Annotated in this window: 36 protein-coding genes and 2 pseudogenes; 23 read left to right on the top strand and 15 right to left on the bottom strand. The window is 65.4% G+C overall.

Translation table 11 applies throughout. From position 1 onward, the window contains the following. Positions 1-36: 36 nt before the first annotated feature. The 3 genes from J9611_RS01290 to J9611_RS01280 all read left to right on the top strand — a co-directional run bounded on the left by J9611_RS01290 (position 37) and on the right by J9611_RS01280 (position 1,819). A complete protein-coding gene (locus tag J9611_RS01290) occupies positions 37-399 on the top strand; it encodes a VOC family protein (protein ID WP_211876965.1) in 363 nt (120 codons plus the stop codon). 243 nt (positions 400-642) lie between these two features. Further along, entirely contained in the window at positions 643-1,461 is an 819-nt protein-coding gene (locus tag J9611_RS01285; protein WP_211876964.1) for a DUF1206 domain-containing protein, read from the top strand. A 55-nt stretch (positions 1,462-1,516) separates the two neighbouring features. After that, positions 1,517-1,819, top strand: a complete 303-nt coding sequence (locus tag J9611_RS01280; protein ID WP_246527214.1) for an acyl-CoA dehydrogenase family protein — start codon at positions 1,517-1,519, stop codon at positions 1,817-1,819. Between the two features lie 110 nt (positions 1,820-1,929). Here J9611_RS01280 and J9611_RS22270 read toward each other — a convergent pair whose 3' ends face one another. Further along, on the bottom strand, positions 1,930-2,055 hold the full coding sequence (locus tag J9611_RS22270) for a hypothetical protein (protein ID WP_281414506.1): 126 nt from the start codon (positions 2,053-2,055) through the stop codon (positions 1,930-1,932). A gap of 148 nt (positions 2,056-2,203) precedes the next feature. Here J9611_RS22270 and J9611_RS01275 point away from each other — a divergent pair, with 148 nt between their 5' ends. From J9611_RS01275 to J9611_RS01265, 3 genes are all read left to right on the top strand, one after another. After that, positions 2,204-2,449: a hypothetical protein gene (locus J9611_RS01275; RefSeq protein ID WP_211876963.1), complete on the top strand. Its 246-nt coding sequence runs from the start codon at positions 2,204-2,206 to the stop codon at positions 2,447-2,449. Positions 2,450-2,485: 36 nt separating this feature from the next. Further along, positions 2,486-3,343, top strand: a complete 858-nt coding sequence (locus tag J9611_RS01270; RefSeq protein WP_211876961.1) for an alpha/beta hydrolase — start codon at positions 2,486-2,488, stop codon at positions 3,341-3,343. 88 nt (positions 3,344-3,431) lie between these two features. Beyond that, entirely contained in the window at positions 3,432-3,590 is a 159-nt protein-coding gene (locus J9611_RS01265) for an ArsR/SmtB family transcription factor (protein ID WP_211876959.1), read from the top strand. Positions 3,591-3,645: 55 nt separating this feature from the next. Here the strand turns inward: J9611_RS01265 and J9611_RS01260 are convergent, their stop codons facing one another. After that, a complete protein-coding gene (locus tag J9611_RS01260) occupies positions 3,646-3,999 on the bottom strand; it encodes an SRPBCC family protein (protein WP_211876957.1) in 354 nt (117 codons plus the stop codon). A gap of 34 nt (positions 4,000-4,033) precedes the next feature. Continuing rightward, complete coding sequence (locus tag J9611_RS01255) at positions 4,034-4,729, bottom strand: ArsR/SmtB family transcription factor (RefSeq protein ID WP_211876955.1); 696 nt, start codon at positions 4,727-4,729, stop codon at positions 4,034-4,036. Positions 4,730-4,861: 132 nt separating this feature from the next. On the opposite strand from J9611_RS01255, the gene J9611_RS01250 reads away from it, so the two are divergent. Beyond that, a complete protein-coding gene (locus J9611_RS01250; protein WP_211876952.1) occupies positions 4,862-6,370 on the top strand; it encodes an MFS transporter in 1,509 nt (502 codons plus the stop codon). Positions 6,371-6,443: 73 nt separating this feature from the next. On the opposite strand, the gene J9611_RS01245 is transcribed toward J9611_RS01250, so the two are convergent. Next, on the bottom strand, positions 6,444-7,208 hold the full coding sequence (locus J9611_RS01245; RefSeq protein ID WP_211876950.1) for a FadR/GntR family transcriptional regulator: 765 nt from the start codon (positions 7,206-7,208) through the stop codon (positions 6,444-6,446). Positions 7,209-7,302: 94 nt separating this feature from the next. Here J9611_RS01245 and J9611_RS01240 point away from each other — a divergent pair, with 94 nt between their 5' ends. The 3 genes from J9611_RS01240 to J9611_RS01230 are packed head-to-tail and all read left to right on the top strand — an operon-like array spanning position 7,303 to position 10,372. Further along, positions 7,303-8,181, top strand: a complete 879-nt coding sequence (locus J9611_RS01240; protein WP_211876948.1) for a carbon-nitrogen hydrolase family protein — start codon at positions 7,303-7,305, stop codon at positions 8,179-8,181. 9 nt (positions 8,182-8,190) lie between these two features. Continuing rightward, positions 8,191-9,543: an APC family permease gene (locus tag J9611_RS01235; protein WP_211876946.1), complete on the top strand. Its 1,353-nt coding sequence runs from the start codon at positions 8,191-8,193 to the stop codon at positions 9,541-9,543. A 49-nt stretch (positions 9,544-9,592) separates the two neighbouring features. Next, complete coding sequence (locus tag J9611_RS01230; protein WP_211876945.1) at positions 9,593-10,372, top strand: carbon-nitrogen hydrolase family protein; 780 nt, start codon at positions 9,593-9,595, stop codon at positions 10,370-10,372. Between the two features lie 35 nt (positions 10,373-10,407). On the opposite strand, the gene J9611_RS01225 is transcribed toward J9611_RS01230, so the two are convergent. Then, positions 10,408-10,554, bottom strand: a complete 147-nt coding sequence (locus J9611_RS01225) for a hypothetical protein (RefSeq protein WP_211876932.1) — start codon at positions 10,552-10,554, stop codon at positions 10,408-10,410. A gap of 452 nt (positions 10,555-11,006) precedes the next feature. On the opposite strand from J9611_RS01225, the gene egtA reads away from it, so the two are divergent. From egtA to egtD, 4 genes are read left to right on the top strand one after another with little or no spacing between them, the layout of a single operon-like run. Then, positions 11,007-12,299, top strand: a complete 1,293-nt coding sequence (egtA, locus tag J9611_RS01220) for an ergothioneine biosynthesis glutamate--cysteine ligase EgtA (RefSeq protein ID WP_211876924.1) — start codon at positions 11,007-11,009, stop codon at positions 12,297-12,299. Further along, a complete protein-coding gene (gene egtB, locus J9611_RS01215; RefSeq protein WP_211876922.1) occupies positions 12,289-13,686 on the top strand; it encodes an ergothioneine biosynthesis protein EgtB in 1,398 nt (465 codons plus the stop codon). Before egtA ends, egtB begins: the two co-directional genes overlap by 11 nt. 3 nt (positions 13,687-13,689) lie before the next feature. Continuing rightward, the gene (gene egtC, locus J9611_RS01210) at positions 13,690-14,454 is read left to right on the top strand and encodes an ergothioneine biosynthesis protein EgtC (RefSeq protein ID WP_211876920.1); all 765 of its coding nucleotides are present in this window, start codon (positions 13,690-13,692) and stop codon (positions 14,452-14,454) included. After that, a complete protein-coding gene (egtD, locus tag J9611_RS01205) occupies positions 14,451-15,437 on the top strand; it encodes an L-histidine N(alpha)-methyltransferase (RefSeq protein WP_211876919.1) in 987 nt (328 codons plus the stop codon). Before egtC ends, egtD begins: the two co-directional genes overlap by 4 nt. Positions 15,438-15,468: 31 nt before the next feature. On the opposite strand, the gene J9611_RS01200 is transcribed toward egtD, so the two are convergent. The 3 genes from J9611_RS01200 to J9611_RS21670 form a co-directional block, all read right to left on the bottom strand. Continuing rightward, the gene (locus J9611_RS01200) at positions 15,469-16,659 is read right to left on the bottom strand and encodes an aminotransferase class V-fold PLP-dependent enzyme (RefSeq protein WP_211876918.1); all 1,191 of its coding nucleotides are present in this window, start codon (positions 16,657-16,659) and stop codon (positions 15,469-15,471) included. Between the two features lie 248 nt (positions 16,660-16,907). Then, positions 16,908-17,147 (bottom strand): DUF2188 domain-containing protein, encoded by a 240-nt coding sequence (locus J9611_RS01195; protein ID WP_211876917.1) that lies wholly within the window; start codon positions 17,145-17,147, stop codon positions 16,908-16,910. Positions 17,148-17,365: 218 nt separating this feature from the next. Beyond that, on the bottom strand, positions 17,366-17,620 hold the full coding sequence (locus J9611_RS21670) for an FCD domain-containing protein (protein ID WP_307856994.1): 255 nt from the start codon (positions 17,618-17,620) through the stop codon (positions 17,366-17,368). Here J9611_RS21670 and J9611_RS01185 point away from each other — a divergent pair. Further along, positions 17,613-18,512, top strand: a complete 900-nt coding sequence (locus tag J9611_RS01185) for an acyl-CoA dehydrogenase family protein (RefSeq protein WP_246527213.1) — start codon at positions 17,613-17,615, stop codon at positions 18,510-18,512. The genes J9611_RS21670 and J9611_RS01185 overlap by 8 nt on opposite strands. A gap of 133 nt (positions 18,513-18,645) precedes the next feature. Here J9611_RS01185 and J9611_RS01180 read toward each other — a convergent pair whose 3' ends face one another. Beyond that, positions 18,646-19,401 carry an ArsR/SmtB family transcription factor gene (locus J9611_RS01180; protein WP_211876915.1) on the bottom strand — a complete coding sequence of 252 codons (756 nt, stop codon included), beginning with the start codon at positions 19,399-19,401 and terminating at the stop codon, positions 18,646-18,648. 87 nt (positions 19,402-19,488) lie between these two features. On the opposite strand from J9611_RS01180, the gene J9611_RS01175 reads away from it, so the two are divergent. Beyond that, positions 19,489-20,160, top strand: coding sequence for a hypothetical protein (locus tag J9611_RS01175; RefSeq protein WP_211876914.1), 672 nt, complete (start codon positions 19,489-19,491; stop codon positions 20,158-20,160). A gap of 94 nt (positions 20,161-20,254) precedes the next feature. Then, complete coding sequence (locus J9611_RS01170) at positions 20,255-20,590, top strand: cupin domain-containing protein (protein WP_211876913.1); 336 nt, start codon at positions 20,255-20,257, stop codon at positions 20,588-20,590. A gap of 33 nt (positions 20,591-20,623) precedes the next feature. Here the strand turns inward: J9611_RS01170 and J9611_RS22265 are convergent, their stop codons facing one another. Both J9611_RS22265 and J9611_RS01165 read right to left on the bottom strand, forming a co-directional pair. Then, on the bottom strand, positions 20,624-20,746 hold the full coding sequence (locus tag J9611_RS22265; protein ID WP_281414505.1) for a hypothetical protein: 123 nt from the start codon (positions 20,744-20,746) through the stop codon (positions 20,624-20,626). Between the two features lie 66 nt (positions 20,747-20,812). After that, complete coding sequence (locus J9611_RS01165; RefSeq protein ID WP_211877117.1) at positions 20,813-21,277, bottom strand: MarR family winged helix-turn-helix transcriptional regulator; 465 nt, start codon at positions 21,275-21,277, stop codon at positions 20,813-20,815. A gap of 107 nt (positions 21,278-21,384) precedes the next feature. Between J9611_RS01165 and J9611_RS01160 the strand changes: the two genes are divergently transcribed. Together J9611_RS01160 and J9611_RS01155 are read left to right on the top strand one after the other, a co-directional pair. After that, positions 21,385-21,966 (top strand): NADPH-dependent FMN reductase, encoded by a 582-nt coding sequence (locus tag J9611_RS01160; RefSeq protein ID WP_211876910.1) that lies wholly within the window; start codon positions 21,385-21,387, stop codon positions 21,964-21,966. Between the two features lie 306 nt (positions 21,967-22,272). After that, positions 22,273-22,827 (top strand): NADPH-dependent FMN reductase, encoded by a 555-nt coding sequence (locus J9611_RS01155; protein WP_211877115.1) that lies wholly within the window; start codon positions 22,273-22,275, stop codon positions 22,825-22,827. A 190-nt stretch (positions 22,828-23,017) separates the two neighbouring features. Here J9611_RS01155 and J9611_RS01150 read toward each other — a convergent pair whose 3' ends face one another. Further along, the gene (locus J9611_RS01150; RefSeq protein WP_211876908.1) at positions 23,018-23,170 is read right to left on the bottom strand and encodes a hypothetical protein; all 153 of its coding nucleotides are present in this window, start codon (positions 23,168-23,170) and stop codon (positions 23,018-23,020) included. 152 nt (positions 23,171-23,322) lie between these two features. On the opposite strand from J9611_RS01150, the gene J9611_RS01145 reads away from it, so the two are divergent. Next, positions 23,323-23,688, top strand: coding sequence for a class I SAM-dependent methyltransferase (locus J9611_RS01145; RefSeq protein ID WP_246527212.1), 366 nt, complete (start codon positions 23,323-23,325; stop codon positions 23,686-23,688). 95 nt (positions 23,689-23,783) lie between these two features. Here J9611_RS01145 and J9611_RS21665 read toward each other — a convergent pair. After that, positions 23,784-23,903: pseudogene (locus J9611_RS21665) on the bottom strand (ArsR family transcriptional regulator); the annotation flags it as partial. A 168-nt stretch (positions 23,904-24,071) separates the two neighbouring features. Between J9611_RS21665 and J9611_RS01140 the strand changes: the two are divergent. Both J9611_RS01140 and J9611_RS01135 read left to right on the top strand, forming a co-directional pair. Then, positions 24,072-24,320, top strand: a complete 249-nt coding sequence (locus tag J9611_RS01140) for a toxin HicA (protein ID WP_211876906.1) — start codon at positions 24,072-24,074, stop codon at positions 24,318-24,320. Further along, positions 24,321-24,674: a type II toxin-antitoxin system HicB family antitoxin gene (locus J9611_RS01135; RefSeq protein ID WP_211876905.1), complete on the top strand. Its 354-nt coding sequence runs from the start codon at positions 24,321-24,323 to the stop codon at positions 24,672-24,674. A 198-nt stretch (positions 24,675-24,872) separates the two neighbouring features. On the opposite strand, the gene J9611_RS01130 is transcribed toward J9611_RS01135, so the two are convergent. Together J9611_RS01130 and arr are read right to left on the bottom strand one after the other, a co-directional pair. After that, positions 24,873-25,631 carry a DUF6994 family protein gene (locus J9611_RS01130; protein ID WP_372447742.1) on the bottom strand — a complete coding sequence of 253 codons (759 nt, stop codon included), beginning with the start codon at positions 25,629-25,631 and terminating at the stop codon, positions 24,873-24,875. Next, positions 25,632-26,000 (bottom strand): annotated as a pseudogene (gene arr / locus J9611_RS22650) (NAD(+)--rifampin ADP-ribosyltransferase); the annotation flags it as partial. It abuts the gene before it with no gap. A 93-nt stretch (positions 26,001-26,093) separates the two neighbouring features. Here arr and J9611_RS01125 point away from each other — a divergent pair. After that, positions 26,094-26,357 (top strand): helix-turn-helix domain-containing protein (locus J9611_RS01125; RefSeq protein ID WP_211876903.1); only part of this gene is annotated, 264 nt, incomplete at its 3' end.

Genomic DNA, 26,357 nt, shown 5'->3' with positions numbered 1-26,357 from the left:
GCCCCGGGAACGGTTGTTCGGCGGTAGTGGGCCCTTATGATCAGGGGCGGGAACGCGACGATTTACGTGAGCGGCATGGACCGTTCGGTGTTGTTCTACACCGAGGTCCTGGGTCTGGGACTGGCCTTCCGGGCCGGTGACCATTGGGCCAGCATTGATGCCGGCGACGGGATGGTGCTGGGCCTGCACCCCGCCGGGGCCGGCAGTCCGGTGCCGGGAACCGCCGGGGCGGTGACCGTGGGCCTGGGTGTTGACGAGCCGATCGAAGGGGTGGTCTCGACGCTGGAGGGGCGCGGCGTGGTCTTCCACGGGTCCAGGGCCGAGGCAGGAGGCCTGAGGCTGGCCTTCTTCACCGATCCGGACGGCAACGAACTCTACCTGGCGGAGTCCGGGCGATGATGGCGTCCATTCCGGTGCTGCACGGCAAGAACTCCCGGGCTCAACGGCGGACGGACAGCGGACGACGGCGGTCAGCCCTCCGCCGTGGGTGACCGCAAAGTCGAGGCGGCCGCGGTAGAAGCGCTCTGTGAGCCGTCAGCGGTGTTTTCGCCGGCTCCGACCAGGCCTTTCTGAGCGTGTGCTCCCGTGACAAAATAGGCGTATTACACACCGCCGCATCTGCGCTTGCGCGAAGGGTCGGAAATGAAGAAAGAGCTGAAGGATGCCGCGGACGCGGTGGAGGATGCTTCGAACTCCCGGGCTCTCGTGATTGCCGCCAGGGCGGGTTTTGCCGTCAGCGGCGTGTTGCACCTTCTGATCGGGTACGTCGCGATCCAGTTGGCCTTCGGCAAGGGGGGACAGGCGGATCAGGCCGGTGCCGTCGCCCAGCTCGCCAGCCAGCCGCAGGGGCTGCTGCTGCTGTGGGCCGGATTCGCCGCCTGTGTGGCTCTGGCGCTCTGGCAAACCAGTAACGCCGTGTTCGATTACGGTCAGCTGGAGGCCAAGAAGAAGGTGGGGAAGAAACTTTCCGCAGCCGGCAAGGCGGTGGTGTTCGCCGTCATGGCGCTGACGTTCGCTGCCTCCGCGAGCGGAAACAGCAAGAACAGCGGACAGTCCACGAGCGATTTCACGGTCTCAATCATGAAAGCACCCGGGGGTCCATTCCTGCTGGTCGTGATCGGGGCCGCGGTCGCCGTCGTCGGCATTGTCTTCGTGGTCCTCGGATGCAAGGCATCGTTCAAGAAGGATCTGCGGCTGCCGGCCTCGGGCACCGGCCGGTCCGTTATTACGGGGCTGGGCGTGGTCGGATACGTCGCGGAGGGCGTCGCGCTGTTTCTGGTGGGATTGCTGTTCATCATTGCCACCGTTAGCGCCCGCCCGCAGGAGTCCACCGGCCTGGATGGTGGACTGAAGGCGCTGCGCGAGCAGCCGTACGGGGTTTATATGCTGACCGCCGTCGGCGTCGGCCTGATCTGTTACGGGCTTTACCTGATCGTGAAGGCCAAATTCGCGCGGATGTAAGCTGCCCACCGGCGCGGCCGACTCCTGCTCCATTGACTTGAGGGGAACGGCCGGCTTGGACACCACCAGTATCGAGACCGCAGCCGTGCGCGACGGGGACGATTTCATGATCACCGGGCACAAGAGCTGGACCAGCCGGATCGAGGAATCCGACCTCGCCTTTGTCCTCGCCCGGACCACCCCGAAGAACGGGTACAAGACCCATGGCCTCACCCTGTTTCTGGTGGACCCGCGCCAGGTCCGGGCGGAGCAGCCGGACACGCTCAAGGTGGTCAAGGTCCGCACCATGTTCAACTACGCGACCAACCAGGTCCGCTACCAGGGCATGCGCTTCCCGGCATCCGGAGGTCAGGCCTGACACGGGCAATATACGGGCCGGATTGTGTGCCCAGGAGACCCTGATAACGGCAAAATTCCAGATGCGGTGCTGTGCGGTGCGGCGGGAGTGGGAAGATGGCCTTCCATGCTTCAAACCACAAAGGAGTCGGTAATGGCTGGCGGCGCTGAACTGAGCCAGCGTTTTTTAACCGAGGTTTTGAGGGTGGAAATGTCGCTCTCGTCAATGAGTTGGTGACGGATGATTTTATCGATCACGGGGAGGCCCTTCCCGGACAACCGCCGGCAGGGAAAGCGTAGTGTTCTACGTCAATTCATTCCGAGGCTGGGTATAGCGCCAACCGGCCGAAGCGTCGAATTCGGCAAGGTCGCTGAACACTGGGGCGTCTCCGACACGATGAGTCTTATGCGGCAGATCGGAGCCATCCCCGAGTCGCGCCTCGCACTGGGCCATTCGCCGCGGCGCTGCGGTATGGCGCTGATGAGCACGGATCCGGCCGGCAGCCTGACGGGCTGGTCTCCCATCGCGACAGCCACGAAGAAGTCCCTCCCGCGGGGCGGCTGCTTACTTCTTCAGGTCCTGAGCTTTTGGCAGCTTCAGGCCGGGCTCCTCCATGAGCGTGCGCAGGCGGCGACCAGTGACATGCTCTAACGTGTCGAAGTTGCACTCAAATCGAAGGGTAAAGCCGTGGCTGATACCGCCGAGGCCGTTTTGCACGACGGCACCACCATACATGTCGCCATTCAGGGGGACGGACCCGCGCTGTTGGTGCCCGCCAATCTCGCCCCCCGCACACCGGCGGAAGCCGAGACGATGCGCCTGTGGGGCGCCGACCCTGATCTGGGGCCCAACCTGGTCAATGGGCTTGCCGGATCGAACCGGGTGATCGCGGCCGACTACGAAGGACACCGGATGGCCCATCCGGCACCGGACACCCTCACCCCGGGGAATGTCGCGGCTGATCTCCTGGCCATAGCCGACGCAGCTGGTGCTGAGGTCTTCGCCTACTACGGCTACTCCTGGCTGGCGCTCAGCGGCCTGCAGCTCGCAATCCGCACCGATCGTCTCCGGGCGCTGGCCATGGGCGGATTCCCGCCCCTCGATGGACCGTACAAGAGCATGTTGGCCGTCACCCGGGCAGCGCATTCGGCGTCCCAGTCACCCGACCAGGCTGCATCACCGGCCGTAGAAGTCGAGCCCGGCGACTGGGATTCCGCCACCATTCAAACGACCGAGGCACAAACCCGCCAATTCGTAACCCTGTACGAGGCCCTCCAAGGTTTCGACGACTTTGCCGCCGCGGTCCCGCGTGACTTGCCACGGCTCGCCTTCGCCGGTGCGGACGACCGGATCGATTACGGGCCGAAATGGGGCGACGTTCAGGTGAGGATCGGTGAGCCCTTGGCGACGCACAAGGGAGCGCTCATCGAGGCCGGATGGGACGTCCAAATACTCCCCGGCCTCGACCACATGAGCGCGATGCACAGTTCCACAGTTCTGCCCATCCTGACGGGCTGGCTCCGGAAGGTGGGCTGGGCGAAGTAGATGCCCGAACCTGTCGGCGAACGCGGCACCGATTCCTTTGGTTCCGCCGGTCACGATCACCCTGTGTCCTGCTAGGGTCCAGCTGGTCATGAGTGGGCTCCTGATTGCCCAGTCGACGCTGAGCCACCACATGAAGACCCTTCGTGAAGCTGGCCTCGTCTACAGCCGTCCGGAAGGCACCCGCTGTTTCATCTCATTGCGGCCAGAGATTGAAGAGCGGTTTCCCGCCTCCTCGATACGGTTTTGAATTTGTCGGACGGTAGTACGGACGCTTGACCGTCGTCCAAACCTCGGTGCGATGTTCACCCGTGCCGCGTGTACCTTGGCACTAAAATTCCGGCGCCCCGTATGCGGGTCTCAAACGACTCAGTCCAGCCGCCGCTGTGCAGTTCAAGCCGTTCGTCGGTGAGGAACGGTACCTGCGAGAGCACAAGGCGGGTGGCATTGCCTGTCCTCCCGAGCGAGAGATCGACGACAGTTTCGCGGTCATCGGCAGTGGGTTCCTCCCAGGCGAATGTGGAGACAAGGCGCCACGGCGGGTCGATCTCCAGGAACTCGCCGGAGAGGTGGAAAGGCTCTCCATCGGGCGGCCCATGGCACCCGGTGGACAGCAGAGGAAGTGGACCAGAGGGCAGGAGGCTTTGGCAGGGGAGCACGACGGCGGCGACCGGTTTCGCGGTGCCTTTTGCCTTAGGTGTACATGAGGGAGCCGGGCGTCGTGAGGAGCTGGCCGGTTTCCAGCCAGGTCTTGAGGCCGGAGAGGATCATTGGCCAGCCGCCGTAGAGCTGTTCGTTGGCGCCTTCGCGGAGCTGGTCGTGCGTGACGGTGAGGTGGCAGGAATCGTCGCCCACAGGCTCGATCTCCCACGTGATCCGCGACGTGCCTTCGGCCTTGACGTCCTCTCCCCAGAGAGCGCGCATAGTCTGGACGAGCTTCCGGGGCGGGTCCACCTCGATGTTTTCGCCCTCGCCCAGGACGTCGCCGCCATTCGGTGCCATCTCGAACCGGGATCCGGGCGTCCAGTCCGAGCTGATGTTCATGCCGAACTGGTACTTGCTGCGGATCCCGCTGTCCGTGATGGCCTCCCAGAGCCGCTCCAGGGTGGTCTTGATATAGATTTCGAAGATCTTTTCCATGGGACTTTCCAATCGGGTTTTGAGGTCGCTGAGGGCAGCGGCCCATGGTTCTGCATATTTGCTGACCCAGCGGTCGTGGATCAGGCGGATGGGCACCGGATTGAGGAAGTGGAGTTTCTCGCGGCCCCGACGGCGGGTGACCACCAGGCCGGCTTCCTCCAGCTGCTTGAGGTGCTTCATGACGCCGTACCGGGTCATGTCGAAGCGGGCCCCGAGCGCGTGGAGGGTCTGCCCGTCTTGCTGCCACAATCAACCGGAGAAGCATTGCATTTCATTGATGTGCCCGGGCAGCGGTGCGAAAATGGTCGGAGCGCCGCGAGTCCAACGCCAAAGAAGGCGCCATTTGGGGATGACGCATGACCTCCAGTGGAGGAATGAAAAATGCAACCCTCGAAAATCCGCCGCCTCCGTGTCTCGGACGTCAATGTTGTTCACCATCCCACGCTGAGGAAAGCGCTGGGCGGCACCATCGTCGGCAACACCATGGAGTGGTACGACGTCGGTGTGTTCGGCTATCTGATTACCACTATGGGCCCGGTGTTCCTGCCCGAGGCCGACAAAGCGGTGCAGAATCTGTTCCTGCTGGGAACCTTCGGCGCCACGTTTATCGCCCGCCCCCTGGGCGGCATCTTCTTCGGCTGGCTGGGGGACAAGATTGGCCGCCAGAAGGTGCTGGCCATGACCCTGATGCTGATGGCGGCAGCGACCTTCGCCGTCGGGCTGCTCCCGGGCTACGCCGTGCTGGGCATCTGGGCCGCGGTGCTGCTGGTGGTCACGAAGCTGGTCCAGGGCTTTTCCACCGGCGGCGAGTACGCGGGCGCCACCACGTTCGTTTGCGAGCATTCCCCGGACCGCCGCCGCGGCTTCTTCGCCAGCTTCCTCGACATGGGCAGCTACCTGGGATTTGCGATAGGCGCGAGTCTGGTCTCCGTGCTTCAGTTGACTCTGGGCCAGGAGCAAATGGTGGCATGGGGCTGGCGCATCCCGTTCCTGGTTGCCGGTCCGCTTGGCATCATCGCCATTTACTTCCGGATGAAGATTGAGGAATCGCCCGTCTTCCAGGCAACCCTGGAAGCGGAAGAGGAATCAGCCCGGCACCCAGAGACAGGCGAGGTGCTCGGTGCCATGGGCCCTGCAGGGATTTTTAGGGCCTACTGGCGCAGGATCGTGCTCGCAATGATCCTAGTGGCGGCTGCCAACACGGTGGGCTACGCCCTCACGTCTTACATGCCGACGTACCTTTCCAGCAACAAGGGATACGACGAGATCCACGGGACTCTCCTGACCATCCCGGTCCTGGTGGTCATGTCCCTGTGCATCCCGCTGACCGGGCATCTCTCGGACAAAATCGGGCGGCGCCCCGTGCTGTGGATCGGTGCCATCAGTACGGTGGTTCTGTCGTTCCCCGCGTTCGTTCTGATCTCGATCGGAACCATCCCGGCCACGATCACTGGTCTCGCCCTTGTCGCCTTCCCGGTGACGTTCTACGTGGCCAATCTCGCGTCGGCGCTGCCGGCGCTGTTCCCAACGGCCCACCGCTACGGAGCCATGGGCATCGCCTACAATTTCGCCGTTGCAATCTTCGGTGGCACTAGCCCGTTCATCATTGCCGCACTCATTCAGGCGACAGGCAACGACATGATGCCGGCCTACTACCTGATGGCCACCTCGGCAATTGCTGCAGTCACCATCTACTTCCTGCCGGAGTCCGCCCAGCGGCACCTGCCCGGGTCAATGCCCAGCGTGGACTCGGAAGAAGCGGCCCGCGAACTGGTGGCGACGCAGGACGAGAACCCCCTGCTGGACATGGACACGCTGCCGTTCGATAGCAGCTACGAGGCCGCGCGGGCGGCGCACGCGGGACCTCACGGGAGGGCGGGGGAGCGCTGACGGAGGAGGAGTGCGCAAGCCGGGTGACGGCGCCGGTGAGGCGGCCGCCCGAGATGTGCGCCGCCGTCGTGCTTCAAGCGGATGTGGAGCTTGCTCCGCCGCCCGTCAGGCCCATGAACATTGTCCGGTGAAGGATGTCCACGTGTTTGCGGGAGACCTCCACGGCTTCGTTGCCGTCGCCGGCACGCAGGGCTGCCACCAGCGCGACGTGGTCGCAGTTTGATTTGTGCAGCAGCTCGATCGGGTAGGGGATGAAGTAGGCATAGAGCTCTGCCAGCGTCTCGTGGTACGCATCCACCGCGGTTCCCAGCCCCGACGCGGTGCCCACCAGCTGATGGAACTGCTCGTCGGCCTGGTGGTAGTCGGACCAGTCCGCGGATTCGGCCATGTCACGGGTCAGCCGCTCGAGCTCGTCCAGCTGCTCAGCCGTGGCATTGAGCGCCGCGTAGTGCGTTACAGCGCATTCGAACAGCAGCCTCCGGTCCACGAGCCGGTTCACCGCCTGCGACTCGGCCGGTGATGCCGAGAGTCCGGCCAGCACGCTCCGCGGGGGCTCGTCGGCGACAAACGTTCCGCCGCCCCTGCCGCGGCGGCGGACCACCACGCCCTGTTCCGCCAGGCTCGCCAGCGCACGGCGGGCGGTGATCGGGCTGACCGACAGGCCCAGGGCCACGTCCTCCTGGCCGGGCAGGCGCTCGCCGGGTTTCAGCAGCCCCAGCGAAATCGCCATGCCGATCCGCAGCCGGACGGCATCGATGGCGCTCCGCCGGTCGATTCCGGCCAGCCTGCCGGCGCCGATGGGCGAATGGTCGGCGGTGTCCTCCAACTGACGGGTCATAACCGCTACTTTACGGCCCACCCCCGCCCCTTCCCATAATTGGATCATTCTGATCTAATATAGTGCAGATCACATCCCCAACGTGGAGAACACCATGCAACGCATCCTTCCCCTCATCGCTGCCCAGGCCCGGCCCCGGCTCATCGGCGAACCCGTCTCGGCTTTCGCGGACGAGGTCACTGCCGCCCTCGCCGTCCAGCCCCACAGCACGCTGGTGGTCTTTCCGGAGCTGCACCTGTTCGGGGATTCCGACCCCGACCAGCAGCGCACCGAAGTGCTCCAGGACTCCGCCGAACCGCTGGAGGGTCCCCGGGTCAAGGAGCTCCGGCAGCTTGCGGCCGACCTGGGCATCTGGCTGGTCCCGGGCAGCGTGTGCGAGCGCGGCCCGGAAGGGCAGCTGTTCAACACCCAGCTGGTCCTGTCCCCGGAGGGAGAGCTTGCCGGCTATTACCGGAAGGTCTTCCCCTGGCGCCCGTTCGAGCCCTACGACCCCGGCGACCGGTTCACCACCGTGGACCTGGCCGGCGTCGGCAGGGTGGGCCTGAACATCTGCTACGACGCGTGGTTCCCGGAGGTGTCACGCCAGCTCGCCTGGATGGGCGCCGAGGTCATCCTCAACGTCGTCAAGACCACCACCCCGGACCGCCGGCAGGAACTGGTGCTCGCCAAGGCCAACGCCATCGTGAACCAGGTCTTCGTGGTCAGCGTCAACTGCGCCGGTCCCACCGGCAAAGGACTGAGCATCATCGTCGACCCGGAGGGCAACACCCTCGCCGAGGCCGCCGACGATGCCCCGGTGCTGCTCACGGCGGAACTGGACCTCGCCGCCGTCGAGCACGTCAGAACCCACGGCACCGAAAACCTCAACCGCCCCTGGTCCCAGTTCCGCGACGGCGAGGACGCCGTCGAACTGCCCGTCTACCAGGGCCGGATCAGTCCGGCCACCTGGGCTCCCCAGACCTTCAACGCCTAAGGAACCACCGTGACAACTCCCACCCTCACCCGCACGCTGAAACTGCCCTCCCTGGTCCTGTTCGGCCTGGCGTACCTGACCCCGCTGATCGTCCTGGGGATCTTCGGCATCATCGCCGAAACCACCGGCGGGGCGTCGCCGGCCGCCTACCTGGTGGCACTCGTCGCCATGCTGTTCACGGCCCACAGCTACGGCAGGATGGCCATCGCCTACCCCGTGGCCGGTTCCGCCTACACCTACGTCCGCCGGTCCATCGATCCCAGGGTCGGGTTCCTCGTGGGCTGGGCCATCCTGCTGGACTACCTCTTCCTGCCCATGGTCATCTGGCTCATCGGCGGCTCCTACCTGAGCGCCCAGTTCCCCGGCATCCCCATCGGTGTCTGGATCGTGGGCTTCATCCTCATCACCACACTGCTGAACATCCTGGGCATCAAGGTGGCGGACAAGGCCAACTATGTGCTGATGGCGTTCCAGCTGCTGGTCATCGTGTTCTTCGTGGCACTGTCCATCGGCAACGTGGTGTCCACCACGGGCGCCGGCGGCCTGGCCAGCACCCAGCCGTTCTTCAACGACACCTCCAGCTTCGCCACCATCTCCGCCGGGGCCGCCATCGCCGCGTACTCGTTCCTCGGGTTCGACGCCGTCACCACCCTGACCGAGGAGACCATCGATCCGCGCAAGAACATGCCCCGCGCCATCATGCTCATCGCCCTGATCGGCGGCGGCATCTTCGTGACCGTGTCCTACGTGACCCAGCTGGTCCACCCCGGCGGGGTATTCGAGGACTCGGCCTCCGCGGCCAGCTCCATCGCACTGCAGATCGGCGGCCAGCTGTTCGGGGCAGTCTTCCTCGCCGGCCTGGTGGTGGCGCAGTTCGCGTCCGGCCTTGCAGCCCAGGCCAGCGCCTCGCGCCTGCTGTACGCCATGGGACGTGACTCCGTCCTCCCCAATGCGGTCTTCGGCCGGCTCAGCGCGAAATTCCACACCCCGGTGGTGAACCTGATCCTTACCGGCATTGTCGGCCTGATCGCGATCTTCCTGGACGTGGCCACCTCCACGTCGTTCATCAACTTCGGTGCCTTCACCGCCTTCACCCTGGTCAACGCCTCGGTGGTGTTCCACTACGTGCGCCAGCGCCGTGCCGGGAACCAGCTGAACCCCGTGTCCTACGTGGTGGTCCCGGTGATCGGAGCCATCGTCTGCGCGTACCTGCTCTCACAGCTGGACAGCAACGCCATTACGCTGGGATTGTCGTGGCTGGTGCTGGGCATAGTGGTTCTGGCACTGATCACGCGCGGTTTCAAAGCGGCACCGCCGGAAATGGCGGCCACGGAAAAGGCGACGGTTGAGGCGGCCGCCTGAGCTGGACGCCTGACCCGGGCCGCGGCCTGACCAAAGGGAAGGAAAAACCGTGAGGATAGCGTTCGGGCAGCTGGCGTCGGGCACCGACATCAACGCCAACCTTGCTGCGATCGAACGGTTCGCCGCTGCGGCCGCGCTCGACGGCGCCTCGCTGGTCGCCTTCCCGGAATACTCCACGTACGAGAAAAAGACCGTGGACGCCTCGTTCCCCGAGGTGGCCGAGCCGCTGGACGGTCCCATCTGCCAGGAACTGGCCCGCACCGCCCGCCGTCACCGCATCGCGCTGGTGGCGGGCGTGGTGGAAGAGGCCGGGGAACCGGGGAAGGCCTACAACACCCTGGTCGCTTTCGGGCCGGAGGGAAACCAGCTGGCCTTCTACCGGAAGATCCACCTCTTCGACGCGCAGGGCTTCGGGGAATCGACGTTCATCAGGCCCGGCCCGTCCACGAGTCCGGTGGTGTTCGAGTCCGGGGGAGCGCGCTTCGGCCTGATGACCTGCTACGACCTGCGGTTCCCGGAGCTGGCCAGATCACTGGCCGATGCCGGCGCCCAGGTCCTGCTGGTCTGCTCGTCCTGGGTGCCGGGAACCCACAAGACCGAGCAGTGGCTGGCGCTGAATGCTGCGCGCGCCATCGAAAACAGCGTGTACGTGGCAGGGGTATGCCAGGCACCGCCGGTTTCCGTGGGCCGCAGCATCCTGCTTGATCCCATGGGGGTCATTGAAGTTGATCTCGGACTCGAACCTGGTGTCCGGGCGGTGGATGTCTCGCTCGAGACGGTGGCCCGGGTGCGGGAGGCGTTCCCGACGTTCCGGCAGCGCCGGCTGTAGATGCCGCGACTGAAGGTTACGTCCTGTACCGCTGCCTACCCGTGCAGGCGCCGGTACGCTGCCGCTGCGCCCGGGTGCAGCGCGATTCCCGACGTGGAGATGAGCGACCGGGCGTCCAGGTACTGGGCGCCCAGGGCGCCTGCCGGAATCAGCTCGGCGGCCCGGGTCACGAGGATTTCCACGATCGGGCCCACCGCCGACGCCGGAACGTCCGGGCGTGCCGCCGCTCATGAGCAGGACCGAGAGCGCCAGGGCGCTGCGGCGTCCATACCGGTCAGCGTACATGCCCAGGATCCAGCCACCGAGGGGCCGCATCAGGAAGCCGACGGCGAACACCCTTGTTCCCGTCGCCCCGCGAGGGGCTGTGTTTGTGGCTGATTCCAATGTGGTGCAGCTCACAGGGATTGGGGAGTCGGGACGGGGAAACTTAACCCTGGCTTAAGAACGGGACGGAATGGCGGCGTTGCCTTCGGAGTGGTTGGTGCGGCGGTTTTGAAGGAAGTTTTCAGCGGAGAGGAGACCGTGCCGTCGCAGCGATGGGCCTGGTTGGAACCGGCCGGGCCGTTGACAAGGCGGAATGGGGGCTGTTTAGCTTGCCGTTTGAAGTCAACCGCGGCGGAAGGAATGGTGTGGCGTGAGCTCTGCATGGCTGCCCGGGCGTGACATCCGCCCGCTCTCCGAGTCCGATGCCGAGGTGTACGTTGCCTCCGTGTGCTTCAAGACCGGGCCGCCGGGTGCTGCCGGGGTGGAGGTCGAGCGATTGGTCCACGACGTCTCGGATCCGCGGTTTCCGGTCCCCGTGGCGCGGGTCAGCGGCGCCATGGCGGCCTCGGAGGGACCGCTGCCTGGCGGGGGAGTGATCACCTTTGAGCCCGGCGGCCAGCTGGAGGTCAGCTCAGCCTGCGCGCCTGGTCTTCCCGCTCTCATTGCGGCGACCCGCGCAGACCTTGCAGCCGTTGAGGCACTGCTGGCGGACGGCGGCCTTTGCTTCGGCGCGGTGGCCCTGGACCCTGGCCGGCCACCTCTACGGACTTTGGATCATCCACGGTATGCCGCCATGGAGCACCATTTCGACCGTTTCGGCCCCGCCGGACGAACGATGATGTGCTCCACGGCTTCCCTGCAGGTTTCACTGGAGGCCGGGTTCGACAATCCCGGGCCCACCGGCGCGGCGCAACGTTGGGCGCGGCTGCACAATCTCCTGCCGGTCCTCGTGGCCATGTTTGCCAATTCCCCGTTCCTTGACGGCGTCCCCAGCGGCTGGCGCAGCAACCGGCAGCGTATCTGGCTGGCCATGGACCCGACCCGGACCGCCACGGTTCCCCCCTCGGCGGACCCGCGCCTGGCCTGGGCACGCTACGCCCTGGACGCGCTGGTGCTGTGCATCCCGTCAGAGGAGGCGTCATGGAAAGCCCCGCGCGGGCTGACGATGCGGAACTGGCTCCGCGGGGAAGGCCCGAGGCCCGCCACGCTGGATGACCTGGAATACCACCTGACAACCCTGTTCCCGCCGGTCCGGCCACGGGGGTTCGTGGAGATCCGGGTGATCGACGCCCAGGCAGGCAGTGACTGGGAGCCGGTCACGGCCATGGTGACCGCGCTCATGGACGATGAACACGCAGCAGGCCTCGCCGCGGAGGCCTGCGCCCCCGTTGCTTCCCTGTCCGATCCGAACAGGACCGCCGCCCGTCACGCCCTGGCTGATCCCTTGCTTGCCTCGGCGGCCCTCGGCTGCGCCGAGGCCGCGCTGATGGCATTGCCCCGTCTGGGGGTGGACGCCGCCACGCGCACCCGGGCGGAAGATTTCGTGGACCGCTATACGGCGCGGGGCCGGTGCCCTGCGGAGGAGCGGCTGGACCGGTGGCAACGAACCGGGAGCTATTTTGGTCCGTCACAGTACGAGGAGGATCGCGAAAATGCCAGATAACCTTCCCGGAGCCGGAGCCGGAGCCGGAGCCGGAGCCGGAGCCGGCACCGATCCCGGAGCCGGCACCGATCCGGAAACTCTCAGGGCTTTCATCGCCGAGGGGCTGGAAAGGGCCCGGAACCGGACGCATGCGCTGACTGAGTGCGACGAGGAGGAGTTGCTGAAGCAGCACTCGCCGCTGATGTCACCGCTGGTCTGGGATCTGGCGCATGTCGGCAGCCAGGAGGAAATCTGGCTGGTGCGCGACGTCGGGAAAATGGAGCCGTTGCGGTGCGACCTCGACCGGATGTACGACGCGTTCCGGCATCCGCGCAGCGCCCGGCCCTCGCTGCCGCTGCTCTCGCCGGAGGAGTCCCGAAAATACATTGCCCAGGTCCGTGCCAAAGCGCTCGATATCCTGGACCGGACCCCTTTGGAAGGCTCGCCGCTGGTGGACCGCGGCTTCGCCTTCGGAATGATCATCCAGCACGAGCAGCAGCACGACGAGACGATGCTGGCCACGCACCAGCTCCGCGTCGGCCTGCCCGTCCTGCAGGCCCGGCCATTGGCGGCCGACGTCCTCCCCGCGGACCGGCACTCCCTGGCGAAGGAGGTGCTGGTCCCTGCGGGGACGTTCATGATGGGGACCTCGGTGGAACCGTGGGCCCTGGACAACGAACGCCCGGCCCACGCGGTGGACGTGCCCGGCTACTGGATCGACACCGTTCCGGTGACCAACGGCGCCTACCGGTCTTTCATCGACGACGGCGGGTACCGGAACCCCCGCTGGTGGACGGCCCAGGGATGGGACCACGTCCGGGAAGCCGGGCTGGTGGCGCCCCAGTACTGGGAACGCGACGGCGACCGGTGGATCAGGACCAGGTTCGGCGTCGTTGAACCGGTGCCGGAGGATGAGCCGGTGCAGCACGTGTGCTGGTTCGAAGCGGACGCGTATGCCCGCTGGGCCGGGCGCCGGCTTCCGACCGAGGCGGAGTGGGAAAAGGCGGCGCGCTATGACCCCGGGTCCGGGTGTTCGCGGCGCTACCCGTGGGGGGATGACGATCCTGCGCCCCATCACGCGAACCTTGGCGGATCAGCCCTGCGGCCTTCCCCCGCCGGGTCCTATCCCGGCGGCGCCTCACCGCTGGGGGTGCGCCAGCTCATCGGTGATGTCTGGGAATGGGTCTCCAGTGACTTCCGCCCCTACTCCGGGTTCAGCGCGTTCCCGTATCAGGAATACAGCGAAGTGTTTTTCGGGTCCGACTACAAGGTGCTGCGCGGAGGCTCCTGGGCGGCGGACCCGGCCGCGTGCCGGGGGACCTTCCGGAATTGGGACTACCCGGTCCGGCGGCAGATCTTTGCCGGCTTCCGCACGGCGCGCGACGCCGGACCCGGCGAGGTGCGTTAGCCCGTGTGTCGTCATCTTGCTTACCTCGGGTCACCGATGCCGCTGGCGGAGCTCCTGCTCGCCCCGGCGTACGGGCTGTTGACGCAGTCCTGGGCGCCCAGGCGGCAGCGGAACGGGACGGTGAACGCTGACGGGTTCGGCGTCGGATGGTATGCCCCGGGGGATCCTGTACCTGCCCGGTACCGCCGCGCGATCCCGTTCTGGGCGGACAGGTCCTTCGCCGACGTCGCCCGGGTTACCTCCAGCGGGGCCGTGCTCGCGGCCGTCCGGTCAGCGACATCGGGGATGACGCAGGAGGAGTCGGCTGCCGCCCCGTATGCGCACGGCCCCTGGCTCTTCAGCCACAACGGCCGCGTCGAGGGCTGGCCGGATGCCTTGGAAGGCCTGGCCGCTTCCCTTCCGCCAGGCCGTCTGCTGGCCCTTGAAGCCCAGGTCGACTCCGCCCTGCTCTGGGCCCTCGTCCTGGAACGGCTCGCTGCGGGGGACTCCGCCGGGGATGCGCTGGCGCACGTGGTCGGCAGTGTCGCTGCCGTCACCGGCGGCCGGCTGAACTTTCTGCTCACCGACGGCACCGGCATCGCGGCCACGGCCGCCGGCGATACCCTTTTTTGGCGGACCGGCCCCGGGAGTGTCGTGGTGGCCAGTGAACCCTTCGACGACGGCCCCGGCTGGCATGAGGTGCCGGACGGCTGCCTTCTGACCGCCACCGCCGGCCACGTCGACATACGTCCGATTCCCAACCTCACGAAGGAACAGGTAGCCCCATGAGCCTCTCCACCGACCGACCCGACATCATTCACCACCTGCCTCCGGACCACCTGGGACGCAGCCTGCGCGCCGATGTGCGGGCCGGGCTCACCGCGTCGCCGAAAACGCTCCCGCCCAAGTGGTTCTATGACAAGCTGGGCAGCGAACTGTTTGAGCGCATCACAGGCCTGCCGGAGTACTACCCGACACGGGCCGAACGTGAGGTGCTGGAGCTCTTTGCAGCAGAGATGGCGGCCGCGAGTCCGGCGCAGACGCTGATCGAGCTCGGGTCCGGATCGTCCCGGAAAACCCCGCTGCTGCTCAATGCGCTGAGGGAGGAGGGATCCCTGCGCCGTTACGTTGCCGTGGATGTCAGCGACAGTGCACTGCTGGAGGCCCGCAACGAATTGGCTCCTGCCTTCCCCGACCTTGAGCTGCAGGCCGTGGCAGCGGATTTTGAGACCCAGCTGCACCTGCTGCCGCGGGCGGGACGCCGCATGGTGGCGTTCCTGGGCGGCACCATCGGTAATTTTGAGCCGGCGGCGAGGGCCCGCTTTCTCTCCAGCGTCCGCGAGTTGCTGGGCGACGACGGCGGTTCGCTGCTTCTTGGCACGGATCTGGTGAAGTCACCGCATGTCCTTGTTCCGGCCTACGCCGACGCCGAGGGGGTCACCGCGGACTTTAACCGGAACGTGCTGCGCGTCCTCAACACCGAGCTGGGCGCCGACTTCGACGTGATGGCGTTTGAGCACGTGGCGGTGTGGATGCCACAGGAGGAGTGGATCGAGATGCGGCTGCGCGCCAGCAGGCCCATGCTGGTGCGCCTGCCGGGGGTTGGCATGGACGTCCGGTTCCACGAGGGGGAGGAACTGCGCACGGAGATTTCGGCCAAGTTCCGCCTCGAGGGCGTGGTCGAAGAGATGGAGGCAGCCGGGTTCTCCATCGCCGGGCAGTGGACCGACCGGCAGAACCGTTACGCCATGACCCTGGCCGAAGCCAACTAGGCTGGCCGGCGGACGGGCACCCTCAGATACCCTACGACGTTCCCGGAAGGACGCTGACCAGCCGCTGGATCTCGGTCTCGGTGTTGTAGTAGTGCACCGAGGCCCGCACCACCAGGTCCGGCCCATGCCGCGTCCCGGTGGGGGCGGAGTCTGCCGGGGCGGAGGGCGCGGGTGCCACGGAGACGTTGATCCGGTGCTCCGCCAGCCGGGTCCTGACGTTCCGGGCGTCGTTTCCCTTCACCGAAAACGTGACGATGCCGCACCGGGTGATCCCGCGGTCGTGGACGGTGACCGCGGGAACGGCGGCCAGCTCGGCCCGCAGCTGCTCCGCGAGCCCGGCCACGCGCTCCTGCACAGCGTCCAGGCCCAGGGCCAGGGCGTAGTCGACTGCCCGGCCCAGGCCCAGCCTTCCGGCGGCGCTGCTCTCCCAGCTCTCGAAGCGCCGGGCATCGCCGCGGACTTCAAGGCCCCCGGCGCCGGCCGGAACGGCGGAATGCCCGTCCAGCATGGCCGGCTCAAGCCGTTCCAGGACCGAGGCGCGCACATAGAGGAACGCGGTGCCGCGCGGTCCGCGCAGAAACTTCCGTCCCGTTCCCGCCAGCACGTCGCAGCCCAAGGACTGCACGTCCAACGGCATCTGGCCCACCGACTGGCAGGCGTCGAGCACGAACATCACGCCGGCAGCGCGGCAGCGTCTGCCCACCTCCGCCGCCGGATTTACCAGGCCGTTGGCCATGGGCACATGCGTCAGGGCGACCAGGGCCACGTCTCCGCGGTCAAGCTCCCGCTGCAGGTGCTCCACGTCAAGCTGCCCGTGGGGATCGTCGTCGAGCACCACAATCTGCAGGCCGTTGCGCCGCGCAAGCTGCCGCAGCGCAATGACGTTGCCGGCGTACTCGGTGCGGCCGATCAGCAGCCGCGTCCCGGGGACAAAGGGGAAGCTGTACACCGCCATCGCCCAGGCGCGGCTGCCGCTTTCGGCCAGGGCTATCTCGTCCGGCGCCGCCCCGATCAGCCGCGCCACCGAGGAGTACACGCCCTCCAGCCGATCAGCAGCCTCCTCTGCCGCCTCATAGCCGCCGATCTCCTCCTCACGGCGTAAATGACCCACCACGGTGTCCACGACAGGACCGGGGGCCAGCGAGCTCCCCGCATTGTTCAGATGGGTCACGCCCAGGACACCACGGGTCTGCCGGCGCACCGCTTCGACATCAATTGACATAGACCACATCCTGCCGCAAATGGGCCCGGAAGTGAGCGTGGCCCCGGCCGCAAGGACGCCGGGCCAGGAGCGCGGCCAAGGCAAGCACATCTTCCTTGGGGAGCCCGGACAGGGGATTCGCGGTGCGGACGGACAGCCGGCCGGTGGTGACGCCACCCCCTGTGAAAAGGTGCTTGCTTCGTTGAACTGCGAAGCAAGCGCCTTCGTCGTTGACTTGTCGTTGGCAATACCCTGACGGGATTTTCGTTTCAGTGCAGGTCGTACTCCCGGTAGGCGTGCCCGTCGAGGGCGTGTATGACAATGTGGGCCGAGTGCTTACCGGCCTCCTCGTGTGCGGCCGTCACTGCCTCCTGCACGGTGTGGAAATGCTCATGCTTGCTGGTCCGAAACCTGTGCAGATCCCACTTCTTGTTGTCCTCGCCTTCAATTGGCATCACGTGGAAGACGTACGGCTTCGCTTCTTTTTGCTCACTCCCTGGTGTGGACATGACTTTCTCCTAGCGGTTGTCCATCCCCTTGATCGGGCCCCGCCAAGCCACGCAACTGGCACAACGCAAGCCCCACATATAGTCGACTCCGGTATCTGCGTAAAGACAAGGTTAAATTTCCCAGCAACCCGCCTCGGCGAGTACGGGAAAGTTGCATCAACGAGATGCGTATCCTCGGCCGATCCGGGCACGGCAGCCGACAGCCGGGAGCCGGAAGCTCAGGCCGAAGCCAGCCGTCCGGCGTCGTCCGTGTGCGCGGCGTCTGTCTGCGCGGCGTCCGTCTGCGCGGCGGCGACGCGGGCATCGAAGTGGGCGGCCAGCAGCTCGCCGGAGTGGACGATGTGCTGCTGCATCGCGGCCCGCGTTGCCTCCGGGTCCTTGGCCTTGATGCCCGCGAGGAGTTCGGCGTGGTCGTCCATGGTGGCCCGGGGCCAGCCGGGGATGGCAGAGTAGAACTGCCGCGGGATGTACACGATGGGCGCGCTGCTGCGCCACGGCAGTGACGCCCAGAAGCAGGAGTACCTGCCGCAGATCGCCGCCGGGAAGCTGCGGCTGCAGGCCTTCTCCATCACCGAGGACAAGGCCGGCTCGGACACCACCAGCATCGAGACCGCGGCCGTGCGCGACGGCGATGATTTCATCATCACCGGCCACAAGAGCTGGACCAGCCGGATCGAGGAATCCGACCTCGCCCTCGTCCTCGCGCGCACCACCCCGAAGAACGGGAACAAGACCCACGGCCTGAAGCTGTTCCTGGTGGATCTGCGCCAGGTCCGTGCGGAACAGCCGGACACGCTCAAGGTGGTCAAGGTCCGCACCATGTTCAACTACGCGACCAACCAGGTCCACTACCAGGGCATGCGCGTGCCCGCCTCCGCCGTGATCGGCCAGGTGGGCAAGGGCTTCCGCTACGTCCTGGACGGCTGGAACGCCGAGCGCATCCTGCTGGCCTCCGAAGCCGTCGGCGACGGCTACTGGTTCACGGACCGGGCGGTGGCCTACGCGAACAGCCGCGAAGTCTTCGGCCGGCAGATCGGCGCCAACCAGGGCGTGGCGTTCCCCATCACCGACGCCTACATGAAGGTCCGTGCCGCGGACATGATGCGCTACGAGGCGGCGCGGCTCTTCGACGCCGGCGAGCCCTGCGGCGCCGAGGCCAACATGGCCAAGCACCTCGCCTCCGAGGCCAGCTGGGCCGCCGCCAACGCCTGCCTGGACACCCACGGCGGGTACGGCTTCGTCGATGAGTACGACGTCGAACGCAAGTTCCGCGAAACCCGCATGTTCCAGGTCGCCCCGGTCAACAACAACATGATCAAGAACTTCGTCGCCACCAAGGTCCTGGGTCTGCCGCGGACCTACTGAGGGGCGGGGTGGGGTGGGGCCGTCCGCGGTGTCCGCCTGGGAATTGGGGACGGGCGCGTGCAGCGGCAGCTGGCCAGCGGCCGCCGTCGGGAATTACGACGGCGGCGCCGCGCCTTGGGTGCGCCGGGCGCTGTCAGGTGTACATGAGGGAGCCGGGGGTGGTCAGCAGTTCCCCGGTTTCCAGCCAGGTCTTCAGGCCGGAGAGAATCATGGGCCACCCGCCGTACAGCTGGTCGTTGGCGCCTTCGCGGAGGTCGCTGTGGGTGACGGTGAGGTGGCAGGAATCGCCCACCGGTTCGATCTCCCAGGTGACACGGGAGGTGCCCTCGGCCTTGACGTCGTCGTCCCAGAGGGCGCGCATGGTCTGGACCAGTTTGCGCGGGGGATCGACCTCGATGTTTTCGCCTTCGCCCAGGACCATGCCGTTGGCCTTGGGGTTGTGCATCTCGTAGTGGCCGCCCGGTGTCCAGTCCGCTGTGTGGGTGTTCCCGAACTGGTATTTGCTGCGGATCCCGCTGTCCGTGATGGCTTCCCAAAGCCGTTCCGGAGTGGTCCTGATGTAGATTTCGAAGATCTTTTCCATGGGACTTTCCAATCTCGATTTGAGGTCGCTGAGGGCAGCGGCCCATGGTTGTGCATATTTGCTGACCCAGCGGTCGTGGACCAGGCGGATGGGCACCGGATTGAGGAAATGGAGTTTCTCCCGGCCCCGACGGCGGGTGACCACCAGGCCGGCTTCCTCCAGGATCTTGAGGTGCTTCATGACGCCGTAGCGCGTCATGTCGAAGCGGGCCTCAAGGGCGTGCAGGGTCTGCCCGTCTTCCCGGAAGAGCTCATCGAGCAGGTCCCGGCGGGTGGGGTCGGCCAGGGCCTTGAATACGGCGTCCACGGTTCAAGAATAGGTGACTGATTGGTCACATGTCAACGGTTTTCTGCCCTGCTTGGGGTGCGGCTGGGTCGGTGGGAGGATGAATCCGTGCAACCCTTCTTTGACTTCCTTGGCCACTACTGGTGGCTCATCTTCCCTATCGGCGGAATGGCCGGCGGATGGATGCGCCAGTGGTCGATAGCCAGCGAACGCCGGCACCGGCGCAAGGTGGAGCTGTACAAACTCAAGAACCAGGCCGTGCAGGCGGAGCAAGCCAGCCACGCCGAGGTTGCCGCGCTGATGGCGGCACACGACGCCGTGAACCGGCGGTGGCTGGACTACGAGCTCGATCTGGGGAAACTTATCGATTTTCCGGTCATGAGTGATGTGCGGGAACCGCTCACTGTTGCTTTCCTCCGGGCGAAGAAGGAGGCGGACGGTTTGCGGCCAGCCGACCCAGGCGACATTACGAATGCGGCCCGGCTGGGGGAGTACCGGTCGGCCGTGAACGCCTTTGAACTGGCGTTCGACGTCGCAGAGCGCGAAGCCAAGCGGATCAAGGACCATAACTTCACTGAGCCGGAACGCCAGCGCCTGGCGACGGCTAGGAAGTTGCTCAACATCGCCTCCGACCAAGCCGCCACACCGGCGGAACGGCAAACCGCGTACAAGCGCGCCCGGCGGGAACTGGATGGACTCATCGTCCTGCCCGAGGCCACGGTGGCGGCGCTGGAAGAGAAGATCGCCGGAGAATTGACCGCACCGCGCGACTCGGAATGATCCGGCCGGAGCTCCGGTTCTCCAAACACCCTCCTCGACGTTGGGCTCCCACTCCAGTCTGCCGGCCGCTGCAGATTGTGGGTACGGTTGGCGCATGCAGAAGATATCGATTGATGCCCCGGCGCGTCAGCAGATCGCGGCTGCGGTGGCGGCACCCAGCGGGCGGGCTGCGGATACAGCTTTCGGCGGTCACGAAAAGAAGCTGCGGCAGACGGTCATGGCGTTCCGTGCCGGCACGCAGCTCAGCGAACACCGGAACCCCGGCGAGGCGACTGTCTATGTGCTCAAGGGATCCGTCTGGCTGAAGGCCGGAGGCGAGTCGTGGCACGGCAGGGAGGGCGCCCCCCTGATTGTCCCCGACGGGTTGCACAGCCTCGAAGCGGTGGAGGACTCGGCGGTGCTGTTCACGGTGGTCAAGAGCGGCCGCTAGCGCCGGCACCTGGCCAGCGGCCGCCGTCGGGAATTACGACGGCGGCGCCGCGCCTTGGGTGCGCCGGGCGCTGTGGGTGACGGTGAGGTGGCAGGAATCGCCCACCGGTTCGATCTCCCAGGTGGGGTCCGAGAGTGCCTTGAAGACGGCGTTCATGGAGTCAAGAACATGTGACTATTTAGTCACATGTCAAGGGTGATGCTGCGGAAAAACAGGACAGGACTAGTCGCATTCGGGCTGAAGCGTCGCCATGATCTTCCGGCTCGCCGACGCCAGGGCATCCTGTTCGTCGCGGGTGAGCTGGTCGAAGAAGTGGGTACGGACGAACTCCAGATGACCCGGTGCCGCCAGCTCTATGGCATTCCGGCCGGCCGGGGTGATCTCCACGTCCAGGCCGCGGGCATCGGAGGAACAGTTCTTTCGCTCCAGCAGGCCCCTGGCTTCCATCCGCTTGAGCAGGTGGGACAGGCGGCTGCGGTCCCAGCCCAGGGACTTGCCCAGATCGCGGGCGCGAACTACGCCGTCGGCGTGCTCCGAGAGTGGAGCGAGCACTGCATATTCGGCCCCGGAAAGCTGCGACTCCCGCACCAGGTGACGGTCCATGGAGGCCACCAGTAGCTGCGATGCCTCAAGGAATCCGCGCCAGACTCCGGTCTCGCGCTCATCCAGCCATTGCGTGTTCTCCATCACAATTTCTCCCCTTTAGTTGATAGTTCAAGTTTGACGTCATATTGTTGATGTGTCAACATGTTTAGTGACACGTCAACAACCTTCATTCCTAAAGGGGATAAACCATGACCAAGATTGCGATCGTCACCGGCGCCAGCCGTCCGGGTAGCGTCAACAAGTCCGTCGCCGAGTGGGTTCTCGCCCAGGTCGCCGACCGCACGGACGCTGAGTTTGAACTGGTAAACATCGCCGACTTCAACCTCCCCCTGCTGGATGAGGGCTACCCGGCCGCCTACCAGAACTACCAGAACGACCACACCAAGGCCTGGTCCGCCAAGATCAGCGAGTTCGACGGTTACATTATCGTCGCTCACGAGTACAACCACACTGCCGGACCCGTTCTGGTCAACGCACTGTCGTACCTGAACGCCGAGTTCAACAACAAGGCCGCCGGCTTCGTGTCCTACGGTTCCATGGGCGGCGTCCGCGCCGTTGAGCACCTCCGCGGTGTCCTCTCCGAGCTGCAGGTGGCTCACGTCCGCAACCAGGTCATGTTCTCCCTGTTCACCGACTTTGAGAACTTCTCCGAGTTCAAGCCGACCGAGCAGAACGCCGGCACCCTGGCCCCGATGGTCGACCAGCTCACCGTCTGGTCCCGCGCCATGGAGTCTGTGCGCGACGAGCAGTTGGCTGTCGCCAGCGTCTAAGCGTTTCCAGCAGTCAAGAAGGGCTCCCCGGCTATACCGAGGAGCCCTTCCTTGAATCCGGCAGCTTCCTGAACTTCAAGGCAATTTTTGTTGACACGTCATCAAAGTGCCGCATATAATCATTGAAACATCAACTATCCTGAACGGTGAGGCTTTATGTCCTGGTTCAAAATTTTTTCCCGCAAGTCCAAAGCCAGTCACTCTGCAGCGTCGGTAGCACCGAGCGTGAGTGACGCTACCGCGAAGGCTGCCGTTGAAGCTGCCCTGGAGGTTGCCCCGGCTGCCGATCCCCTGGTGGAGAATGGCCTGCCCAAGATTGCCATCATCACAGGCGCCAGCCGTCCGGGCAGCGTGAACAAGTCCGTCGCCGAGTGGGTCGCGGCCCAGGTTGCCGGCCGTTCGGACGCAGACTTCGAACTCGTGGACATCGCCGACTTCAAACTCCCCCTGCTGGACGAGGCCTATCCCGCCGCCTACCAGAACTACCAGAACCCGGTCACCAAGGCCTGGTCCGCCAAGATCAGCGAGTTCGACGGCTTCCTGTTCGTGGTGCACGAGTACAACCACACCGCAGGCCCGGTTCTGGTTAACGCGCTGTCTTACCTGAACGTCGAGTTCAACAACAAGGCCGCGGGCTTCGTGTCCTACGGTTCCATGGGCGGCGCCCGCGCCGTCGAGCACCTGCGAGAGTCCCTCTCCGAACTGCAGGTGGCTCACGTCCGCAACCAGGTGATGTTCTCCCTGTTCGACGACTTCGAGAACTTCTCCGAGTTCAAGCCGACCGAGCAGAACGCCGGCACCCTTACCCCAATGGTGGACCAGCTGGTCTCGTGGACCAAGGGCTTCGCCACCGTCCGCTAGGACATCCCCGCACTGCCAAGCTCAACTTACGGCCGCGACGACACCCTTCGAAGGGGTGGCCTCGCGGCCGTGAGTTTTATATTGTCTCGGCGCGTCGTCGATCCCGGCCGCCGGAGGTGAGAGAGCGTTGGTCGGTTGGCCGCCAAAGGTGAGAGAGCGTTTGACGTTTCCTACTCCCCGCCGCGTCCAGTCATGCGTCCGTGCCGTCGTGGACGGTTACCCGTGACAGTTCCACCACGCCGTCCGCACACCTCCAGTAGTGCAGCCGCCGGGCGGCCGCGACGTTCTGTTCGATGGACAGCCGCCAGCAGACATCCTGGCCGTTGCCGCTGTTGCGAACCACGGGCGCGGGCGCCTCCCGCAGCGTTGGTCCGGAGCAGGTGTGCGTCCCGCGCGCTGAGTCTGGGGGACAATGAACCGCGTGCAATCGCCTGCGCCGGCGAGAATTTCCGGAACCTCGGTGTCGCGGACCGTGCTGAGGCCGTCCTGACCGACATGTTCCCGCCCGGACGGGCACCGCTCATCGTGTGCAACCCGCCCTGGATTCCGGCCACGCCGCATTCCAGCCTGGACAGCGCCGTCTACGACCCCGGGAGCAGGATGCTGTTCCGCTTCCTGAACGGACTCCCCGACCATCTGGAGCCGGGCGGTGAGGGCTGGCTTGTCCTCTCCGACCTGGCCGAGCACCTTGGCCTGCGGTCGCGTGAGGATCTGCTGGCCGCCATCAAGGCGGCCGGGCTGAAGGTGACGGAACGGCTCGACACCAAGCCAACGCATCCGAAGGCATCGGACCGCGACGATCCTCTGTTCGAGGCGCGCAAGGCCGAGGTCACGTCCCTGTGGCGGCTTGTTCGCCGATAGTCCGGGGCAATGCGGCGCAGCCGACGGGTCACCTGGCCAGCGGCCACCGTCGGGAATTACGACGGCGGCGCGTGGGCTGGGTGCCGACCGTCGCGTCACGTGTGCATGAGTGAGCCGGGAGTGGTGAGCTTTTGGCCGGTTTCCAGCCAGGTCTTGAGGCCGGAAAGGATACTCGGCCAGACACCGTAGAGGTGGTCGTTGGCGCCTTCGCGGAGACCTCCGGCAAGTCGACGTTCCTGCGGTGCATCCGCGGCACGACAGGACGAAGGCGTTTCTTTCGAAGATGCTGTGAAGGTCTGAGGTCACCGGCCCATGGTCCCTATCGGCAAACGGCGAGGCAAAGAACGCTTGAGTCGCGGTGCCAAAAGTGGCACCATGGTCTTATGGCGAGCATCGAGAAGATCGAACAGCAAGCTAGGAAAACACCTGAGAATGTCTCGTACACCGACATGCTCAAACTTTGCGCTCACTATTTTGGCGAACCTAGGTCGGGTTCTGGGAGCCACAACGCGATATTCAAAATGCCCTGGGCGGGGGATCCCAGAATCAATCTGCAGAACAAGAACGGTAAGGCAACGCCGTATCAGGTGAAACAAGCCATAGCCGCCATTGATCGGAGCAAGGAGAAGTAGATGTCCACTCGAAAAGCAGAAGCCGTTCCGTCGCCGATTGCGCAGTACCGATACTCGGTTCAGTGGTCGCCGGAGGATCAGGAGTTCGTTGCCACTGTCCTTGAGTTCCCTTCGCTGTCGTGGCTGGATGAGGATCAGTTCGAGGCACTTCGCGGCGTCGAACGCTTGGTGTCAGATGTCATCGACGAACTGACGGATTCTGGCGAACCGGTGCCGCAACCCATTTCGACCCAAACATTTAGTGGCAGGCTTAACCTTCGGGTACCCCCTGAGCTTCATCGGAAGCTGGCAATTGAGGCTGCCAATCACGGAGTGCCCTTGAACAAATACGCCACTGAGTTGTTGACGGCCTAGCTGAAGACGGCGCGGAGCCGGGGCGGAGCAGTCCGTGGGCCAGGCCGCCCAACCACGGCGTGCCCCTCAACAAGTACGAAATGGAGCGGCTGACGGCCTAAGAGGTTCAGGCGGCAGCTGGTGGATGATTGCGTCATCGGCCAGCGGGAGCGTGTAATTGTACGACCAAGCCCACCTATCGGCGGAAGATCTAATGCGCTACTCCCCAATCTCGGTGTCGGGGCCGTTGTCTTCAAGCCATTTGGCTATCCGACGGTTTCGACTGGCAATGAAGTCCAGCATGGCCTCACGGGACGTCACGTACTCCTCCGTTGTGGCCGGTGTCCCGGCACGCTTGAAGTTGTCGAACGGCAGGTAGAACCGAACCTCGTCGTAGTCGGGAGTCACTAGGTCTTGGAAGTGGAAGAAGTCCACGAACTCCGTGAACCCGTCGAAGAGCGCGAAGAAGTCCGCGTAGGCGTTGAGGACATCGGTGAGGGGACTCTCTGGCTCTCCTGCGTAGTGACGCCGGATGCACTCAAGGGTGAGGTCCATGCGGTCACCGATCAGCGACCTGAGCCCTCGTGCCTGGTTTATGGTGGGTCGGTCCTTCGACCTGACGGGCCAAATCATCGAACTGCCGATGGTGTACGGCGGGTTGAGGTAGCGGGCCCGCTGCTCCTCGTTGAGAGCGGCGATGGCGTCGACCAGAGGCCTCGGACGTAGCCAGTTGGTGTAGGAGCTGGTAATGGCGTCGCTGCCGTACCAATGCCGCGCCCCGGAGGTGTCAGTGAAGATGAGGTAGCCGTCCCGACGAGCCGGTGGCGGGGTCGGTGCGAAAAGGACGCCGGAGCGCAGTTTCTTGGTCCACAGCAGCTGATGGAGCGACCGGAGCCTGGGACTGTCTCTGTCCGCGTCGGGTTTGGTCTTCGCCGGCTTGTCGGTTTTGTAGTCGAACGAAGTATCGAAGACCCGCATCTCGGGGGAGTGCGCCTGCCAGCCCCGGACTTCGTCAAGCACGCGGATGGGTTCTCGCGTGCGGTAGGACCGGGCAGGGTTGCCGGGGAACTTCTTGTCGCCCAGGTTGGGATCGTCCTCGAAGGGGCCGGTGGGTTCCACCCGGTAGATCCTGCCAAATCCCTCGCCCGCGCTGACTTCAGCGCCCCACCTGGCCGCATCGAGGGTAGGGGTGAAGTAGATATGGTTGGTCGCCTTCCGTCCCCCGAAGTTGGAGGCGTAGCCGGGGACCAACAGGTTCCCGGCCTGCAGGTTTGCCTTGGTGCCGTGATAGAACGGCCCTGGATCCTTGGGACCGGCCGTTGCCTCCGCATGACCCTGTTCACTCATCTTTTCCCCCATCAGTTTGTGCAGCTAATGCCGTGATGCTAGTGTAGCGTGTCGTTGATTCCTTTGGGTATGAATTTTTGTCAGACTTGACCCATGGTTTATCTGGCAAAGGCACTGGAACTGCGCAACGGGGACCGCGAGGCCCTGGAGGCGCTGACCCGCGGAAAATCCTCCACGGCAACCCTGGCCCTGCGGGCCCGCGCTGTCCTGCTGGCTGCCGACGGGATGCCGAATATCCAGATCGAGAAGACCACCGGCTTCTCGGCACCCACGGTCCTGAAATGGCGCAACCGCTATGCCGAGGGCGGGATCGAGGCCCTGTCCGATGTCCAGCGCCCGGGCCGGGACCGGGAGATT

Origin of the sequence: Pseudarthrobacter albicanus (genome assembly GCF_018224015.1) — a bacterium.
In the GTDB taxonomy this organism is placed as follows: domain Bacteria; phylum Actinomycetota; class Actinomycetes; order Actinomycetales; family Micrococcaceae; genus Arthrobacter; species Arthrobacter albicanus.
Note: the sequence above shows the minus strand (reverse complement) of the source record. Positions and strands in the feature narration are given on the sequence as shown.